Annotated in this window: 16 protein-coding genes and 2 pseudogenes; 12 read left to right on the forward strand and 6 right to left on the reverse strand. The window is 36.0% G+C overall.

Annotated elements, in window-relative coordinates:
- Positions 1-131: 131 nt before the first annotated feature.
- From DN389_RS20305 to DN389_RS20325, 5 genes and pseudogenes are all read left to right on the forward strand, one after another.
- Positions 132-681, forward strand: a pseudogene (locus DN389_RS20305) (helix-turn-helix domain-containing protein).
- Between the two features lie 166 nt (positions 682-847).
- Positions 848-2,461, forward strand: coding sequence for a long-chain fatty acid--CoA ligase (locus DN389_RS20310; protein WP_098189460.1), 1,614 nt, complete (start codon positions 848-850; stop codon positions 2,459-2,461).
- 123 nt (positions 2,462-2,584) lie between these two features.
- The gene (locus DN389_RS20315) at positions 2,585-3,160 is read left to right on the forward strand and encodes a biotin transporter BioY (protein WP_098189459.1); all 576 of its coding nucleotides are present in this window, start codon (positions 2,585-2,587) and stop codon (positions 3,158-3,160) included.
- Positions 3,161-3,225: 65 nt separating this feature from the next.
- Complete coding sequence (locus tag DN389_RS20320; RefSeq protein ID WP_149237519.1) at positions 3,226-4,689, forward strand: acyl-CoA synthetase; 1,464 nt, start codon at positions 3,226-3,228, stop codon at positions 4,687-4,689.
- A complete protein-coding gene (locus tag DN389_RS20325) occupies positions 4,682-5,773 on the forward strand; it encodes an acetyl-CoA C-acyltransferase (protein ID WP_149237520.1) in 1,092 nt (363 codons plus the stop codon). The genes DN389_RS20320 and DN389_RS20325 overlap by 8 nt, the downstream gene beginning before the upstream one ends.
- Positions 5,774-5,780: 7 nt before the next feature.
- Here DN389_RS20325 and DN389_RS20330 read toward each other — a convergent pair whose 3' ends face one another.
- A complete protein-coding gene (locus DN389_RS20330) occupies positions 5,781-6,362 on the reverse strand; it encodes a DUF6434 domain-containing protein (protein ID WP_149237521.1) in 582 nt (193 codons plus the stop codon).
- Between the two features lie 366 nt (positions 6,363-6,728).
- Here DN389_RS20330 and DN389_RS20340 point away from each other — a divergent pair.
- Positions 6,729-7,061, forward strand: a pseudogene (locus DN389_RS20340) (NUDIX domain-containing protein); the annotation flags it as partial.
- A 44-nt stretch (positions 7,062-7,105) separates the two neighbouring features.
- Here DN389_RS20340 and DN389_RS20345 read toward each other — a convergent pair.
- Positions 7,106-8,308, reverse strand: coding sequence for an alanyl-tRNA editing protein (locus DN389_RS20345; RefSeq protein ID WP_149237522.1), 1,203 nt, complete (start codon positions 8,306-8,308; stop codon positions 7,106-7,108).
- 134 nt (positions 8,309-8,442) lie between these two features.
- On the opposite strand from DN389_RS20345, the gene DN389_RS20350 reads away from it, so the two are divergent.
- Complete coding sequence (locus DN389_RS20350; protein ID WP_149237523.1) at positions 8,443-8,850, forward strand: hypothetical protein; 408 nt, start codon at positions 8,443-8,445, stop codon at positions 8,848-8,850.
- Between the two features lie 68 nt (positions 8,851-8,918).
- Positions 8,919-10,157 (forward strand): MDR family MFS transporter, encoded by a 1,239-nt coding sequence (locus DN389_RS20355; RefSeq protein ID WP_098189455.1) that lies wholly within the window; start codon positions 8,919-8,921, stop codon positions 10,155-10,157.
- 311 nt (positions 10,158-10,468) lie between these two features.
- On the opposite strand, the gene DN389_RS20360 is transcribed toward DN389_RS20355, so the two are convergent.
- Positions 10,469-10,855: an Hsp20/alpha crystallin family protein gene (locus tag DN389_RS20360; protein ID WP_140160325.1), complete on the reverse strand. Its 387-nt coding sequence runs from the start codon at positions 10,853-10,855 to the stop codon at positions 10,469-10,471.
- A 124-nt stretch (positions 10,856-10,979) separates the two neighbouring features.
- Complete coding sequence (locus DN389_RS20365) at positions 10,980-11,102, reverse strand: small acid-soluble spore protein P (RefSeq protein WP_000517650.1); 123 nt, start codon at positions 11,100-11,102, stop codon at positions 10,980-10,982.
- Between the two features lie 121 nt (positions 11,103-11,223).
- Between DN389_RS20365 and DN389_RS20370 the strand changes: the two genes are divergently transcribed.
- Together DN389_RS20370 and pdaB are read left to right on the forward strand one after the other, a co-directional pair.
- A complete protein-coding gene (locus DN389_RS20370) occupies positions 11,224-11,487 on the forward strand; it encodes a hypothetical protein (RefSeq protein ID WP_097858285.1) in 264 nt (87 codons plus the stop codon).
- A gap of 45 nt (positions 11,488-11,532) precedes the next feature.
- Positions 11,533-12,258 (forward strand): polysaccharide deacetylase family sporulation protein PdaB, encoded by a 726-nt coding sequence (gene pdaB, locus DN389_RS20375; protein WP_074650989.1) that lies wholly within the window; start codon positions 11,533-11,535, stop codon positions 12,256-12,258.
- Between the two features lie 41 nt (positions 12,259-12,299).
- Here the strand turns inward: pdaB and sspO are convergent, their stop codons facing one another.
- The gene (gene sspO / locus DN389_RS20380; protein ID WP_098189454.1) at positions 12,300-12,449 is read right to left on the reverse strand and encodes a small acid-soluble spore protein O; all 150 of its coding nucleotides are present in this window, start codon (positions 12,447-12,449) and stop codon (positions 12,300-12,302) included.
- Positions 12,450-12,740: 291 nt separating this feature from the next.
- Here sspO and acnA point away from each other — a divergent pair, with 291 nt between their 5' ends.
- Entirely contained in the window at positions 12,741-15,464 is a 2,724-nt protein-coding gene (gene acnA, locus DN389_RS20385) for an aconitate hydratase AcnA (RefSeq protein ID WP_097994583.1), read from the forward strand.
- A 116-nt stretch (positions 15,465-15,580) separates the two neighbouring features.
- Positions 15,581-17,230 carry an ABC transporter ATP-binding protein gene (locus tag DN389_RS20390; RefSeq protein ID WP_147786377.1) on the forward strand — a complete coding sequence of 550 codons (1,650 nt, stop codon included), beginning with the start codon at positions 15,581-15,583 and terminating at the stop codon, positions 17,228-17,230.
- A gap of 23 nt (positions 17,231-17,253) precedes the next feature.
- Here the strand turns inward: DN389_RS20390 and DN389_RS20395 are convergent, their stop codons facing one another.
- Positions 17,254-17,511 (reverse strand): hypothetical protein, encoded by a 258-nt coding sequence (locus DN389_RS20395; protein ID WP_046954569.1) that lies wholly within the window; start codon positions 17,509-17,511, stop codon positions 17,254-17,256.
- Between the last annotated feature and the right edge of the window lie 5 nt (positions 17,512-17,516).

The raw sequence follows: 17,516 nt of genomic DNA on the forward strand, positions 1-17,516 counted from the left end.
GCTAAATCGTATAGAAAACGGCTATATAACACAATCGCAACCATAAGTTTACAAAGTGCAACTGCAGGAAGATAGAGATAAGGGTAATGTTTACATGCAATTTAGTTAAGAAAACAAAGGGGGACACACATATGGGATTTGGTGAAAAGCTTTTTAAATTAAGAAAGGAAAAGGGCCTTTCTCAAGAAGCATTAGCTGAAAAATTAAACACAACAAGGCAAGCGGTTAGTAAATGGGAAAACGGTCAAGGTTTTCCTGAAACTGAAAAGTTAATAATGATTGGAAATGTATTTGAAGTATCACTCGACTATTTATTAAAAGAAACTGCTGAGCAAAGTAATGAAAAAAGAAGAACTACTATTTGATCAAAACTTTCTAAAAGAATTGACAAAAAGATATGAAGTAATTAAGAAGAAGTATGCTGCAGTAATGATCGTTGGATTTTGTTTTATAGCAGCAAGAGCGATACCATTTTTATTTGAGAAAAAGCATATCACTTCAGGAGAATTAGTGCAGTATTATCCGTACTGTGTTGTACTTATTGCTATTGGAGTCTATCTTTTTGTTCGTATTGTAGGAGTGTGGGAGATGTATCGAATTTTAGTAGAAAATAAGGAATATAGTAATCGTTTTATTTTTAAAATGAAAAAGAAGGTAAGAAAAAAGGTAGATAGTTTATAAAAAATAAAAAACATGTTTCGAATCAATGTATTCAAAACATGTTTTTTATCGTTCTGAATTATTTCCAAAGAAATAATTCAGAAAATACAGAAAAATGTCGTAATCACTTGTAGAAGTCTGTTATAATGAACGAAATGAAAACGCTTTAAAGGGGGATATAACCAATATGATGATGAATGTACCGTTAACAATTAGTTCTATGATGGAAAGAGCAGAAAAACTGTTTTCAAAGAAAGAAATTGTTTCACGGACACATGATACAGTTACGACGTTAACGTATAAGCAGTTAGGTGAAAGGACGAGAAGGCTTTCTAGTGCGTTACAAAAGCTTGGGATTAAAGAAGGCGAGCGTATAGGAACGTTAGCGTGGAATCATCATCGACATGTGGAAGCGTATTTTGCTATTCCTGGTATTGCTTCCGTTTTACACACAATTAATATTCGTTTATCTCCTCAACATATTTCATACATTATTCAGCACGCAGAAGATCGAATTCTACTTATAGATGAAGATCTCGTACCACTTGTTGAAAATATTCAATCACAATTATCAACTGTACAAGCCTACATTATTATGACTGATAAAGATGAACTTCCCAATACTACGCTAGAACCTGTATATCATTATGAAAAGCTATTAGAAGAAGGCAATCCAACTTTCCGATTTATAAAAGATATTGATGAAAATACACCTGCTGGTATGTGTTATACGTCAGCGACTACAGGAAACCCAAAAGGTGTTGTATATACGCATCGTAGTACTGTATTGCATTGTATGGCACTCGGTTTAGCGGATACAGCTGCTTTATCGGAAAGTGATGCGGCGATGGCAATTGTACCGATGTTCCATGTGAACGCTTGGGGGCTTCCTTTTGCAGCTACTTGGTTTGGAACTAAACAAGTACTGCCAGGACCAATGTTTACTCCAAAAATTTTATTAGAGATGATTCAAGCTGAAAAAGTAACGATAGCAGCAGGTGTGCCGACAATTTGGCTCGGTGTATTACAAGAGTTAGAAAATAATAGTTACGATTTATCTAGTATAACGAGAATATTATGCGGTGGTGCTGCTGCACCGAAAAGCGTTATTAAAGCATTTGAGCAAAAATATAATGTTCCTTTCGTACATGCATATGGTATGACTGAAACAAGCCCACTCGTAACACTTGCACGTTTAAAAAGTTATGAAACAGAATTATCATATGAAGAGCAATTAGAAATCCGCTCAAAACAAGGGTATCTTGTCCCTGGTGTAGAGATGAAAGTAGTCGGTACAAATGGTGAAGTGAAGTGGGATGGTACGGAAATGGGAGAACTATGTTTACGAGCACCATGGATCGCTGAAAGTTATTATAACGATGAACGTACTGTCGAAGGTTTTCGTGATGGTTGGTTATATACAGGAGATGTCGTTACGGTTGACGAGGAAGGCTGCGTGAAAATTGTTGACCGTACGAAAGATGTTATTAAAAGCGGAGGTGAGTGGATTTCTTCAGTTGACCTTGAAAATGCATTAATGGCACATGATGCTATATTTGAAGCAGCTGTCGTTGCCGTTCCTCATCCGCAGTGGCAAGAGCGACCAATTGCCTGCGTCGTTCAAAAGAAAAATAGTACAGTAACAAAAGAAGAAATATATGAGTTTTTAAAACCACAGTTTGCGAAGTGGTGGTTACCAGATGATATTGTATTTATGGAAGAAATACCGAAAACATCTGTTGGGAAGTTTTTAAAACAGGCGCTTCGGAAAGAACTTGAGCATTTGCATAAAGAGAAATAATTGAAAAAATATTTGTAAACCTATATTTAAAACAAGTTGACAAAGACTAAATAGAAAGATAATATAACTCCTATAATATGTTATCTGAAAATCATTTTAAGTTTACAAATAGGAGAAGCAAATATGAATACAAAAAACTTAGTTTTCGTCGCTTTATTTAGTTCTATTATGGGAGTGTTAGGGTTAATACCTCCAATTGCTCTTGCTATTACACCAGTTCCGATTACATTACAATCACTCGGTGTTATGCTTGCTGGTGGATTGTTAGGATCACGTCTTGGTGCGTTAAGTCAGCTTATTTTCTTACTTATAGTTGGAGTTGGAGCACCATTACTTGCTGGTGGACGCGGTGGTCCAGGCGTATTTGTTGGGCCAAGTGCAGGATATTTACTTGGTTATATCGTTGGAGCGTTTGTCATTGGTTATTTAATTGAGCGTTTACGTGAAGTTTCTATAATAAAGGTATTATGTATTAATATAATTGGTGGTATTTTCGTAGTTTATGTATTTGGTATTATTGTACAAGCTTTCTTTATGGATGTTTCTATATGGCAGACGATGAAAGTAAGTGCCGTATTTTTACCAGGTGATTGCATAAAAGCGATTATAGCAGCAATTCTTGTAACGAAATTATATCGTTCATTGAAACATATTATTACGCCTGCTCTCAAGAGTGGGAAATATACAAATGCGGGATAAGAAAGAGAAGAAACACGTTCATTGCGTGTTTCTTTTTATTATTTTGTAAAGAAAGGACGTCTCAAATGGGGATTACAAAAGAATATAAAAAGTATGCCTCTTTACAAACAAATAAAATAGCAATAAAGGAAAATGATCGAGTATTAACATTTAAAGAATGGTTTGAGTCAGTATGTAAAGTAGCAAACTGGTTGAATGAAAAAGAATCGCAGAATAAAACAATAGCAATTCTATTAGAAAATAGTATGGAGTTTTTACAACTATTTGCTGGTGCTGCTATGGCCGGATGGGTTTGTGTGCCGTTAGATATAAAGTGGAAACAGGATGAGCTCAAAGAAAGAATTGCGATCAGTAATCCGGCTATGATTGTGACAGAGCGATATAAGGTAAAGGATTTACCGGATGAAGAAGGAAGAGTAATTGAAATTGATGAGTGGAAAAGAATGATAGAGAACTCTCTGCCTGCATATGCCCCTGTAAAAGATGTACAACATGCTCCGTTTTATATGGGATTTACATCAGGATCGACTGGGAAGGCAAAAGCATTTTTACGTGCACAACAATCGTGGGTTCATAGTTTTGATTGCAATATACATGACTTTCATATGAAAAAAGAAGATTCTATTTTAATAGCTGGGACGCTCGTTCATTCTCTTTTTTTATACGGCGCAATAAGTGCATTATATGTAGGGCAAACGGTGCATATTATGAGAAAGTTTATTCCAAATCAAATACTGGAAAAGTTAGAAACAGAAAATATTTCGGTCATGTATACAGTTCCGACAATGCTAGAATCTTTATATAAAGAAAAGAGAGTAATAGAAAATGGGATAAAAATTATTTCGTCAGGAGCGAAATGGGAAGCTGAAGCGAAAGAAAAAATAAAGAGTATATTTCCTTATGCGCAAAAATATGAATTTTACGGTGCATCGGAACTAAGTTTTGTAACAGCACTAGTTGATGAAGAGAGCGATAGAAGGCCGAATTCAGTAGGGAAACCTTGTCACAATGTGCAAGTTCGAATATGTAATGAAGCAGGAGAAGAAGTGCAGAAAGGTGAGATAGGAACTGTTTATGTGAAAAGTGATCAGTTTTTTATGGGGTACATATTGGATAAGGTTTTCGCTCCAGAGTTGACTGCAGATGGCTGGATGACAGTGCGAGATGTAGGTTATGAAGATGAAGAAGGCTTTATTTATATTGTCGGTAGAGAGAAGAATATGATTTTATTTGGAGGAATTAATATTTTCCCAGAAGAAATAGAAAGTGTATTACATGAACACCCAGCTGTTGATGAAATAGTTGTAATTGGTGTGAAAGATAGTTACTGGGGTGAAAAACCTGTCGCCATTGTAAAAGGAAGTGCTACGAGGCAACAATTAAAAAGTTTTTGCTTACAACGATTATCCTCGTTTAAAATACCGAAAGAATGGCATTTTGTAGATGAAATACCGTATACAGATAGTGGGAAAATCGCTCGTATTGCAGCAAAAAATATGATTGAAAACCGGGAGAAGATATATGAATAGAGCGGTTATTGTAGAAGCGAAAAGGACACCTATTGGTAAGAAAAATGGGATGTTGAAAGATTATGAAGTTCAGCAATTAGTAACGCCGCTTCTTACGTTTTTAAGTAAAGGGATTGAGAGAGAAATAGACGATGTCATATTAGGGAATATTGTGGGGCCGGGAGGGAATGTTGCAAGATTATCTGCTTTAGCGGCAGGACTTGGTTATCATATTCCTGGTGTAACGATTGATCGGCAATGTGGTGCCGGATTGGAAGCGATTCGCACCGCATGTCATTTCATTCAAGGCGGCGCAGGTCATTGTTATATTGCAGGAGGAGTAGAGAGTACAAGTACATCAACTTTTCAAAATAGAGAACGATTTTCACCAGAAACAATTGGTGATCCTAATATGGGAGTGGCGGCTGAATATGTTGCAGAGCGTTATAATGTAACGAGAGAAATGCAAGACGAGTATGCTTGCCTTAGTTATAAACGGACACTGCAAGCATTAGAAAATGGATATTTACAAGATGAAATACTTTCTTTTAATGGACCTTTAGATGAGGCTATAAAACGAGAAATGAATTATGAAAGAATGATTAAAAGAACTAAGCCCGCATTTTTACAAAATGGTACAGTAACGGCAGGTAATTCGTGCGGTGTAAATGACGGAGCATGTGCTGTTCTTGTAATGGAAGAGGGGCAAGCCCGAAAACTAGGATACAAGCCTGTTCTTCGTTTCGTCCGCAGTGCTGTAGTTGGAGTGGATCCAAATCTTCCGGGGACTGGTCCGATATTTGCGGTGAACAAATTATTAAACGAAATGAATATGAAAGTAGAGGACATCGATTATTTTGAAATAAATGAAGCATTTGCTTCAAAGGTTGTTGCTTGTGCAAAGGAGTTACAAATTCCTTTCGGAAAATTAAATGTAAATGGTGGTGCAATTGCGCTCGGTCATCCGTACGGTGCATCTGGAGCTATGCTTGTGACACGTTTGTTTTATCAAGCGAAAAGAGAGCATATGAAATATGGAATTGCGACGTTAGGAATTGGTGGTGGAATAGGGCTTGCGCTATTATTTGAGAAAGTAGAAAACTAGAAAGGGACTAGTTTTCTACTTTTTGAGGAACATAAGCATTGCTACCAGGTTTTGCTTTTATTTCATTCCAAGCAGCGATAGCATCAGCTTTTGATTTCCCTTTGTTATTTGGATTTTCGAAAAAGTCGCGAGTGAAACGATTGTATTCAAACTGCGCGCTAATAGTTGTTTTGTATGTAGGATCTTTTTTTCGTTCGTTTTCTTCATACCAAAACGTTAGCACGTCTTCATATGTTTTTCCGACATTCTCTTTAAAAAACTTTTGAAGAGCTACTGTAAAGCGGAAGTTTGCTCCGATTTTTTCTTTGAAAAAAGCACGAACTTCTTCGCTGCAGCGGTAATTGTTAGTAATAATCGTTTGAAGAGAAAGTTCTTTATAAGAGAGGGAAGCTTTACTCACCTTTTGACGAGAGTTGTTTTTTAATATTTTACCAGTATGTAAATAATGTGAGATACGCTCGGTTATTTCAATCTTAGAGCCACTAGCTGGCAAACCATGCTCACGACAAAATGTTTGGAGTTCTGCTTTTAACCAATAAAAGTTTTGGAAATCTTCAAGTGATATAGACTTTGTTAAAGGTGGACGCATAGATGTAACAACTTCTTTCTTCCATAATTTTCTTTAATTATAAAACGTATGTTCTTTTTGTGGAAGGATTAATTTGTAAATATAACGGGAAGAGGAGATTACATATGGAAAGTGTAATGCAAGTTCGTGTTACGGGAATTTTAATTGAAGATGAAAAAGTATTGCTAGTAAAGCAAAAAGTTGCTAATCGCAATTGGTCTTTACCTGGGGGATGGGTAAAATAAATGCTTGATAATATGGGGTAACGATACTGCCTCGTGTGGAGTGTTATACCCCTCGTCCCTTCGGGGTTGCGAGAACACGATGAAGCACTAACTTGTGTAAATTTGATTGAATTGTATAGATTTAGTTAAGTTTATCGTATCGGTAGAGAATGGTGAAACGTTAGAAGAAGCGATGATTCGAGAAATGAGAGAAGAAACAGGATTAGAAGTTAAAATTAAGAAGCTACTCTATGTTTGTGATAAACCAGATGCTAGTCCATCTTTATTACATATTACGTTTCTGCTTGAAAGGATTGAAGGTGAAATTACGCTACCTTCTAATGAGTTTGATCATAATCCAATTCAAGATGTGCAAATGGTACCGATTAAAGATTTAAGTCAATATGGTTTTTCGGAAACTTTTATAACTCTTATAAGTGAAGGTTTTGCAAGTGCAGGGAGTTATCAAGGCTTGAAACAAAATATAGGCTTGTAAATATAGTTGAAGGATAGCAGTTAGCTATCCTTCATAAACATGTTTTACACTTCTGACTGCAAAGAAGAAACAAGTTGATTTAAAAATTCGTCCCCGGTCATAACCGCTTTTCCGCCGCCGCGAGCACTCTTTTTATTTCCGCCACCTTTTCCTTCAATTGTAGGAAGTGCCTCTTTTAAAAGAGCATTCATATCGAGCGTGACTGTTTTTCCACAAGCGAGGATGCATTGTAGTTTGTCCTCATTTTCAATAACGAAATATGTAATGGCATGCTCTTGTTGTTCTGTAATAATGGCAGAAAGCTTTGCGATTTCTTGCATAGAACGATTTGTAAATACTTTAGAAATAAGTATGCCGGCATGTATTTCCGTAGGCTGTTGAAGTAGTTCATTTGCCTTTGCAAATAATAATTTTTCATTCATTGTTTGTATTGCTTTTTCATTTTCTTTTTGAGAAGTAAGAAGTTGTGCTACTTTTGCTGGGATATCACTCTCGCTACTGTTTAATTGTTTAGAAACATCTTTCATAATTTGTAGTTGTTGGCCCATTAAATTTAGTGTGCGCCAACCAGCGATAAACGTTAATCGTATGCCACCTTTATTGCGCTCCCACCCTAGTACTTGAATAGGACCTACTTCACCTGTACATTTCGGATGCGTTCCGCCACAGCCGTTGTAGTCGAAGTTCTCAATTATAACAACACGTATATTTTCTGTTATAGTCGGTTCTTTACGAAGAGGTAACGTTTTCGCTTCTTCTAAATTCATCCACAGGGTACGGATTGGATGGTTTTCAAAAACAATTTTGTTTGCAATTTGTATTGCCTTTTCAACTATTTCTGCATGAAGATTTTCTGTTTCTAAATCAATTGTTACCGTTTCTTTACCAAGGTGGAATCCAATCGTAGGTATGTTAAAATGGTCCCAAAAAGCAGCAGATAAAATGTGTTGAGCCGCATGTTGCTGCATATGATCAAAACGGCGCTCCCAATTAATTTTACCTTCTACTTCTTCTGTATGTAATTGTTCGGTAATGAAGTGGCGGATTTCGTCATTGACTTCTTTAACATCGAGTACAGCAATTCCATTTAAAGTTCCAGTATCATGGGGCTGCCCGCCACCTGTCGGATAAAATGCTGTTTCATTTAAAACAACGTATAAGTTACCGTCTTTATCATAATCTTGCTTTATGACTTTCGTAGTAAAGTCTTTTTTATAAGCGTCAGTGTAATATAATTTTTGCTCCAATTTTCTTTCCCCTTTCGTGTTCACTAGTTTCATTGTAAAGCAATCGAAATTAGTTTCCTAATATTTCAGAAGAAAGAAACTATTTTTAGAATTTTCTTGCTATAATAAGAAGAAAATGCGGGGGTGGAATGAATATGTTATATGAAAACGGCGTAGATAAACTGCTTAGTTTAAGCAAAAATATTTCTGAATTGTATCGAGAATTAAATGAAATGACCCGGATTTTAACGGATTGTAATCGAGAAAGTGTGAAGTTTGATCGGTTATATGTAAAAGAGGTACTGTGGAAGAAAGAAGATGTAATAGAGAAATATGATCAGCTGCTTGTGCAACTTTGTATAAATGAATGCTTTGATTTAAAAAGTGTCATTACAGGGGAGTATAAGTATACATATGAAGAAGTAGAAAATATCGTTTTACAATTTAATGAGAACTATAATGTTGCAATTTTAATTAAAGATGTTTGTAAAGAATTACAGTTTACATATGGCATAGATATGGATATAACGAGAACAGCTCGGGTATCAACAGCTCAAGTATAAAAAGGGAAAAGAAAGCAGATCCTTTGCTTTCTATTTTTTTTGTAAGAACAGGGAGAGTAGGTTTAACGATGAAAGGGAAGTTACAAAATATTCATCCGTTAGGAATGACAATTATAATAGGGACTTTATTTGCGAGGTTCGCCACGTCAATGAGTATTCCTTTTTTAGCAATTTATTTAACGACTGTTAAAGGTGTATCAGCTGGAATGACGGGTGCTATTATCGGAACGAGTGCACTTGTTGGAGTGTTTGCTAGTTTTATCGGAGGGAATTTATCGGATCGATTCGGCCGAAACATGATTATAATATGGTCCATGATCGTTTGGGTGTTTGTATTTATAGGTTTTTCATTTGCAAATCATGTTTTAAGTTTCTTTTTATTAAATGCTTTGAATGGATTATGTCGGTCTTTTTTTGAGCCGACGTCAAGAGCATTATTATCAGATTTAACGAAACCAGAGTATCGTTTACTCGTATATAATTTGCGTTACGGTGCAATAAATGTTGGAGTAGCGATTGGCCCACTTGTCGGATTACAGATTGGAAGTGCAAAATCTACAATTCCTTTTTTAGTAGCAGCTGGAGTATATATTCTATATACAGCTATATTAGCATTCCAATTTAAGAAGTATCCAATTGAAAAAAAGAAAGTAAATACAGAAAAGCCTGTCACAATGTTAAATGCAGTTCGTATATTGCGAAAGGATGTCGTATTTTTAGTTGCTTTAGTCGGTATTATTTTGAGTAATTGTGGCTTTTCACACTTAACGACAACAGTATCTCAATATTTTGCGAATTCACATATATTTCAGGATGGAGTGACATTGTTTTCGTATATGTTAGCTTTAAATGCGATTGTTGTAGTCGTAATTCAATACCCTGTTATTCAAATATGTAAAAAGTATACACCGTTAATATCAATTATGGTTGGAACTTTATTTGTGAGCGGGGGGTTGTTTGGATTTGGAATAGCAGAATCTACGCTAGGTGCTGCTATTTGTACAATTATTTTTACAGTTGGAGAAGTTTTAATGTTTTCCATGACGGATGTATTTATTGATGATATAGCTGTTTCACATTTAAAAGGAACATATTTTGGAGCAATGGGATTTTCAGGGATTGGAGCAGTAATTGGTCCATGGTTTGGAGGAGTGCTTCTCGATTACTACGGGTATCAAAATGGGTTTGTAGTATTTTCAGCACTAGCTATATTTTCAACTGTAGCATTTCCTGTACTTGTAGTTACAAAAGGTTTATTGAAAAAAAGATATGATAGAAATTGTAATTTAGAATTAGATGCGAAATAAAATAAGCCCCAGCAGATGACTGGGGCTTATTTTTGTATTTATCCCGCATTAACGGGCAGTAAGAACCCACACCTAAAAATGCAGCGAAAGCAAAGAAGTTAGGGGAATTAACCGCCAGTAACAGCCAGATTGAACCAACACCTAAAAATGCAGCGAAAGCAAAGAAGTTAGGTGGGGGATCAACTGCCCGTAAAAGCCCGATTGGTTCAACTAATAATCAGTGGGGGATGAAGCCCCCACTGATTAAAGTTTCACTTTATCCCGCTATTTGCGGGCAGTAAAACTCCCATTGATTAAAGCTTTACTTTATTTTAATTCTCAATTTGAAAAAGAACTTTTTTTTCATGTTTATTAGCAACTTCATTTTTGGAAATATGAATGGCTAAATATCCATTCTCTAAGCAGGCTAGCATCTTTTTATAAATAATAGTAGCGGGTAAAGGGATGATCCGCTGCAAAGAAATATTTTTATGAAGTATGCAAATATTTAGGCCTGTCTCCATCTTTTTAATAACTACATTTTGTTCGGATACATTTGGTACATCTGTTTCCAAAATGTATTCTTGTTCAGTTTCACAAAGGTCAATATGAATTTGATTTGGGAAACTAAAGTTACTACAAGAATCAGAACAAAATTGATCCATCCATTCTTCGAAACCATCAACATGAAAAAGACAATCCTTCTTTTTCTTGCCCATGTAAGACACCCTCCGTAAAATCTCAATTCATACTATGTTATGCATGAATGAAGTAGGGGTGAAGAATAAATGGAAAAATATAAACATTGTATGTGGCAAAGGTAGCTAGTGTGAGCCTTTTGTTTTACATATCATGATGTGCATGATTTTTTTGGCGTGAATGGTTACGGTTTTTTACTTTATGAGATCCGCTTAATGGTTCAGGTTGTCCCTTTTTTTCTTTCGCTTCACGATTGTTTTTTCCCATTGTATGTGACACCTCCTCTTTCTCTTTAGAATGAGAGAAGTTTGCAAATTTATACGAGAATGTTTTTAGAAAAAAAGGTAAAGATAAATGGGACTAACTATTATGGAAAGGGGATTATATAATGCCATATCATAAAGATAAACAACAAGCTTTTCAAGCAGCGCAGCAAGGAGTTACACAAGCAGAACATGCATTTAACAACATTGTGAAAAATGATCCAAACTACGGTCATGATCTAAAAGAATTACGCCAAGAGGTTCAGGAAGCGTATGAACAGATTCAAAATGCGTTAGAAGTAGCTTCAGAAACACAACGTCCACAACTTGAGAAATACGAAAATAATCTCCAAAACATTATGCGAAATGTAGATCAATTAGAAAAGTAAATGAGGTTGTTGTGTATTCGACAACCTCCTACTTTAATGAACATTATGCTAAAACAGAAAATTTTTTTAGTGGTTTTTTCTTTATTATGCGCAGTACATATATTTCAAGTGGAAAAAGTGGAAGCGAAAATGTTGCTCAGAAAAGAGCTAGAACCAACTGGCTATGTAACATGGGAAGTACCTAATAATGAAAAGATTATTGCCATTACATTTGATGATGGACCAGATCCGACTTATACAACACAAATTTTACATTTATTACGTCAATATAAAGCAGAAGCGACTTTTTTTATGATTGGATTTCGAGTTCAGCGTAATCCATATTTAGTGAAACAAGTGTTAAAAGAGGGACATGAAATTGGAAATCATACGATGAACCATTTGTATGCGAGTAATTCATCAGATGAAAAATTAGAAAATGATATTTTAGATGGAAAGAAATTTTTTGAAAAATGGGTGAAAGAACCTTTACTATTCCGTCCTCCTGGCGGATATATTAACGATGCTGTATTTAAAACAGCGAAAGAAGCTGGTTATCAAACTGTTCTATGGTCGTGGCATCAAGATCCACGTGATTGGGCGAATCCAGGGGTTGAATCCATTGTAAATCATGTAGTGAAAAATGCTAAAAGTGGAGATATTGTATTATTACATGATGGAGGAAATGATCGTAGTCAAACAGTAGCAGCGCTAGCAAAAATTTTACCTGAGCTGAAAAAACAAGGATATCGATTTGTAACGGTTTCGGAATTACTACGTTATAAACATTAGAAAAAATCCCAAAAGGAAAATATGCCTTTTGGGATTTTTCGTTACTGGTTCTTTTTACGTTTTTTATTATTTTGTCGCTCTGCTGGAGTTAAAGGTTCGTTTGCAAATTCTTCATTGTAACCAGTTGCTTGTCCTTGTGCAGATGCTGCATTCGTTCCTGAAATAGTATGATTTGCTTTTCTTTTAACCATTTTATTTCACCTCTATAATATTTTTTGTATGTTGAATGATGAGCAGTTCATAGTATGTATGAACTGTAAGTAAAGCACTAATAGAGCACTTTACTTTATGGTAATAGTATTCATAAGGAGCGTGAACACTATTCAAATTTAGAAACATAAAGAAAACTTATGATAATCTATAAGTTTCTTATTATTTACTTATTTAGAAAGTTGTAATAAGATATTATCGTAAGGTATTGAAAAGTTTGTCTACATTTTATATTCAGACAACTTAGCCACGTTTAACAGGGGGGAAACATAATGGTCAAACATAATCCATTTCAATCACGTGCAACTTTTGAAGTAGATGGAAAAACGTATCATTATTATAATTTGAAAGCGCTTGAAAATACAGGGGTTGGCAACGTATCTCAATTACCATATTCCGTGAAAGTTTTACTTGAATCAGTACTTCGTCAAGTAGACGGACGTGTAATTACAGAAGAACATGTTACAAATTTAGCGAAATGGGGAACGAAAGATGTGCAAGATATCGATGTTCCATTTAAACCATCTCGTGTAATTTTACAAGATTTCACTGGTGTTCCAGCTGTTGTAGATTTGGCTTCGCTTCGTAAAGCAATGGCAGATATGGGCGGGGATCCTGATAAAATTAATCCAGAAATTACTGTAGACCTTGTAATTGACCACTCTGTACAGGTTGATAGAGCGGGTACGGCAGACGCGCTTGCATTCAACATGGACTTAGAGTTTAAACGTAATGAAGAACGTTATAAATTTTTAAGCTGGGCACAAAAATCATTTGATAACTATCGCGCAGTGCCACCAGCTACAGGTATTGTACACCAAGTAAACCTTGAATATTTAGCACCAGTTGTTCATGCTGTGAAAAATGCTGAAGGTGACTTAGTTGCATACCCAGATTCATTAGTTGGAACAGACTCACATACAACAATGATTAACGGTATCGGCGTTCTTGGATGGGGCGTTGGTGGTATTGAAGCGGAAGCAGGAATGCTTGGACAGCCTTCATACTTCCCAGTACCTGAAGTAATCGGTGTGAAATTAACTGGTACACTTCCAAGTGGTACTACAGCAACTGACGTTGCATTAAAAGTAACACAAGTATTACGTCAAAAAGGTGTAGTTGGTAAATTCGTTGAGTTCTTCGGTAATGGACTAAAGAGCATGCCTTTAGCTGACCGTGCAACAATTTCAAACATGGCACCAGAATACGGTGCAACTTGTGGATTCTTCCCAATTGACGATATTTCATTAGAATACTTACGTTTAACAGGTAGAGATGAAGAGCAAATTCGCATTGTTGAAGAATACTGTAAAGCAAATGGTTTATTCTATACAGCAGACAGCAAAGATCCAATTTACACTGATCTTGTTGAAATTGATTTAAATACAATCGAATCTAACCTTTCTGGACCGAAACGCCCACAAGATTTAATTCCACTTTCAGATATGAAAGATGCGTTCCATAAAGCTGTTGTAGCACCAGTTGGAACACAAGGACTTGGATTTAATGAGCAAGAGTTCGATAAAGAAGTGAAGGTTACATTAGAAGATAAAGAAGTAACGATGAAAACAGGTGCAATTGCAATCGCTGCAATTACAAGCTGTACAAATACATCAAACCCATACGTATTAATTGGGGCAGGTTTAGTTGCGAAGAAAGCAATTGAAAAAGGGCTTGTAGTACCTGAGTACGTAAAAACATCATTAGCACCAGGATCTAAAGTTGTTACTGAGTACTTAGATAAATCAGGTTTAACAACATATTTAGATCAATTAGGTTTCCAAACAGTTGGTTACGGTTGTACGACTTGTATCGGTAACTCTGGTCCATTAGCAGAGGAATTAGAAGAAGCAATCGCAGCAAACGATTTATTAGTAACATCTGTTTTATCTGGTAACCGTAACTTTGAAGGTCGTATTCATCCACTTGTAAAAGCAAACTACTTAGCATCACCACCACTTGTTGTGGCATATGCACTTGCAGGTACTGTTGATATTGACCTGAAAAATGATGCAATCGGTAAAGATGCAAATGGCAATGCTGTTTACTTCAAGGACATTTGGCCATCAGCTAAAGAAATTGAAGATGTAGTTCAAAACGTTGTTACATCTGAACTGTTCAAGAAAGAATATGCACAAGTATTTAACAGCAATGAGCGCTGGAATGAAATCCAAACTTCAAATGAAGCTTTATATACTTGGGATAATGATTCAACTTATATTCAAAACCCACCGTTCTTTGAAGGATTATCTAAAGAGCCAGGTGAAGTTGAAACGTTATCAGATTTACGCATAGTTGGTAAATTTGGAGACTCTGTAACGACAGACCATATTTCACCAGCAGGTTCAATTGGTAAGCATACACCAGCAGGACGCTACTTATTAGAAAACGGCGTACAACCTGTTGACTTTAACTCTTACGGTTCTCGTCGTGGTAACCACGAAGTTATGATGCGTGGTACATTTGCGAACATCCGTATTAAAAACCAAATCGCACCAGGAACAGAAGGCGGATACACAACATATTGGCCAACTGGTGAAGTAACATCAATCTATGATGCTGCTATGAAATATAAAGAAGATGGCACAGGCCTTCTAGTTATTGCTGGTAAAGATTACGGTATGGGAAGTTCTCGTGACTGGGCTGCGAAAGGTACAAACTTATTAGGTATTAAAGCGGTAATCGCAGAAAGCTTCGAACGTATTCACCGTAGTAACCTAGTATTAATGGGTGTATTACCACTTCAATTTAAAGATGGCGAAAGCGCTGAAACGTTAGGTCTTGTTGGTAACGAGTCATTTGAAATTCAAATTGACAAAACAGTTAGACCACGCGATCTTGTAAAAGTAGTTGCAACTGATGCAGATGGCAACGAAAAACAATTTGAAGTAGTAGCTCGTTTCGATAGTGAAGTAGAAATTGACTACTACCGTCACGGTGGTATTCTGCAAATGGTTCTTCGTGAGAAAATTGAAGAGTCTAAAGTGTCAAACTAAATAATTGAAATGAACGATAAGGAAGCTAACAACTGTTAGCTTCCTTATTTTATGGAAAGGGATGAAACCATTTGGTTTCATCCCTTTCTTTTTACTATAAAAATGGAGGGAACATCATGAAAGAATATAAAAGAATATTGTTACCGTTACAGAAAGAAAAATTATTAGTAATAGCAGCTGTATGTAGTGGATGCTTTGCTGCTATTTTAAATTTATCTCGTCCACTATTCATGGGATTAATTGTAGATAACCTTATTCAACGAGAGTTAAAGGAGGTGTATCTTTACATTACTTTGTTTGCAGCTAGCCGCTTGTTGATGTGGGTGAACAATCTTTCATTTGATTATGTAAGTTCAAAAGCGAGTCAGCGAATATTACGAGAGAAGCGTATAGATGTATTGCGTCATTTCTTCTCATTACCGTTTGAAGAGAGTGAGAAGATTAAGGGAGGAGAGTTAGAGACATTAGTTGTGTCTGATATTCCGAACTGGGTCAGATTATATGGATCTATATTAATAGAATATATACACGCTATTGCCCAATTTATTGGCGCAATCATAGCACTACAACATATAGATATAAAGTTCATATTGTGGGTAGCTCCGTTTTTATTTTTAAGTGCAACGGTTCCGATGTTGATGGGGAAAAAGGTAAGAAATATCGCCAGCATTGCTCAAAGAAATCAATCAAGTGTTGTAGAGATGGTGTCACAGTTTGTAAAAGGAGCACAAGATTTACGTAGTTTGCAAAAAGAAAAATGGGCCATTTGCTTATTTAAGGGAGTAACGGCACAATCTTATAAAACAGAAGTAAAGAAGACGATGATGCAACATTGCATTGGAGTAGTTGGAACCGTGATTGAAACAGGGGCATATATCGTTGTTCTCATTATAGGCGCGCAGAAAATAATGAAGGGGGAAATGGAAGTTGGTTCAATTGTTGCCGTGTTAGCCACAATTGAAATGCTCTTTTTTCCAGTCCGCTACGTTGGCGATTTATTAATGATGACACAAGTTGCAGTCGCTTCGGCAAATAGAGTTTTTTCCTTTTTAGATAAACGAGTGGCAAATAGTAAGGTAGAAAGAGCGATGGGGATGACGGTAACAAATGTTTCATTTCAGGAGAGTAATGAAGAGAAATGCAGAATTCATAATATTGATTTGCAAATTAATCCTGGTGAACTCGTTATGATTGTAGGAGAAAGTGGTGCAGGAAAGACGACACTTTTAAAATTAATGATAGGGTTGTATAAACCATCTAACGGTAGCGTTGTTTATTTTGGTAATGAGGCTCGTATGACGACAGTGTGGCAAGAACCTCGTTTCTTTCGGACGACAGTAAAAGAGAATATGTATTTCGGGGGAAAGTATCTAGAAAATCAGTTAGAAAAAAATATGGAACTTGTAAATGTGAAACCGATTATTAGTGATTTACCTAGGGGGATTGAAACTGTACTACATAAAAGCGGGGAAGAGTTTTCTGGAGGGGAAAGGAAACGTCTTGCATTATTACGCGCTATTGGTTCAAATCCGAATCTTATTATTTTAGATGAACCGACTGCGGGATTAGATCCGGGCAATCAAGAAACGGTTTGGAATATGATAGAAGGATTAGGAAGAGGGGTCACGAGAATTGTGGCAACACATGATGTAGAGAAAGCGATACTAGCAGATCGTGTTGTTATAATGAGAGAAGGAAGTATTGTTGCATGTGGAAGTCCTGAAAAATTAATAAATAGTCATTCGTTTTTACAGAGATATGAATAAAGATAAGAGCACTGCTCTTATCTTTATTCAGCATCATTTATTTGATACTCGATAGATTCGGAGTGATTCAGATCAACGTTAAAAGTAGCAGTCATAAGGAAAGTTGCAATTCCGAGAATTAAGAAAAGGACGAATGAGACTAGAGAGACGTAGAGACAAATACGCCCTACTTTCTTTTTTTCAAGATCTTTACTAAAGAGTGAAATGATCCATGTAATAATGCCGATTGGGTATAAAAGAAAACTAAGAATATATAATGTTGTTTTTTCGAATGAATTCATAAATA

The sequence above is a fragment of the Bacillus sp. AY3-1 genome (assembly GCF_008368785.1).
GTDB lineage: Bacteria > Bacillota > Bacilli > Bacillales > Bacillaceae_G > Bacillus_A > Bacillus_A wiedmannii.

What these genes read in the sequence shown, in the direction of transcription:
- DN389_RS20310 (WP_098189460.1), top strand. Translation starts at nt 848, where the DNA reads ATGATGATGAATGTACCGTTAACAATTAGTTCTATGATGGAAAGAGCA.
- DN389_RS20325 (WP_149237520.1), top strand. Translation starts at nt 4,682, where the DNA reads ATGAATAGAGCGGTTATTGTAGAAGCGAAAAGGACACCTATTGGTAAG.
- DN389_RS20350 (WP_149237523.1), top strand. Translation starts at nt 8,443, where the DNA reads ATGTTATATGAAAACGGCGTAGATAAACTGCTTAGTTTAAGCAAAAAT.
- DN389_RS20390 (WP_147786377.1), top strand. Translation starts at nt 15,581, where the DNA reads ATGAAAGAATATAAAAGAATATTGTTACCGTTACAGAAAGAAAAATTA.
- sspO (WP_098189454.1), bottom strand. Translation starts at nt 12,449, where the DNA reads ATGGTTAAAAGAAAAGCAAATCATACTATTTCAGGAACGAATGCAGCA.
- pdaB (WP_074650989.1), top strand. Translation starts at nt 11,533, where the DNA reads ATGCTAAAACAGAAAATTTTTTTAGTGGTTTTTTCTTTATTATGCGCA.
- acnA (WP_097994583.1), top strand. Translation starts at nt 12,741, where the DNA reads ATGGTCAAACATAATCCATTTCAATCACGTGCAACTTTTGAAGTAGAT.
- DN389_RS20315 (WP_098189459.1), top strand. Translation starts at nt 2,585, where the DNA reads ATGAATACAAAAAACTTAGTTTTCGTCGCTTTATTTAGTTCTATTATG.
- DN389_RS20360 (WP_140160325.1), bottom strand. Translation starts at nt 10,855, where the DNA reads ATGGGCAAGAAAAAGAAGGATTGTCTTTTTCATGTTGATGGTTTCGAA.
- DN389_RS20330 (WP_149237521.1), bottom strand. Translation starts at nt 6,362, where the DNA reads ATGCGTCCACCTTTAACAAAGTCTATATCACTTGAAGATTTCCAAAAC.
- DN389_RS20355 (WP_098189455.1), top strand. Translation starts at nt 8,919, where the DNA reads ATGAAAGGGAAGTTACAAAATATTCATCCGTTAGGAATGACAATTATA.
- DN389_RS20365 (WP_000517650.1), bottom strand. Translation starts at nt 11,102, where the DNA reads ATGGGAAAAAACAATCGTGAAGCGAAAGAAAAAAAGGGACAACCTGAA.
- DN389_RS20395 (WP_046954569.1), bottom strand. Translation starts at nt 17,511, where the DNA reads ATGAATTCATTCGAAAAAACAACATTATATATTCTTAGTTTTCTTTTA.
- DN389_RS20320 (WP_149237519.1), top strand. Translation starts at nt 3,226, where the DNA reads ATGGGGATTACAAAAGAATATAAAAAGTATGCCTCTTTACAAACAAAT.
- DN389_RS20370 (WP_097858285.1), top strand. Translation starts at nt 11,224, where the DNA reads ATGCCATATCATAAAGATAAACAACAAGCTTTTCAAGCAGCGCAGCAA.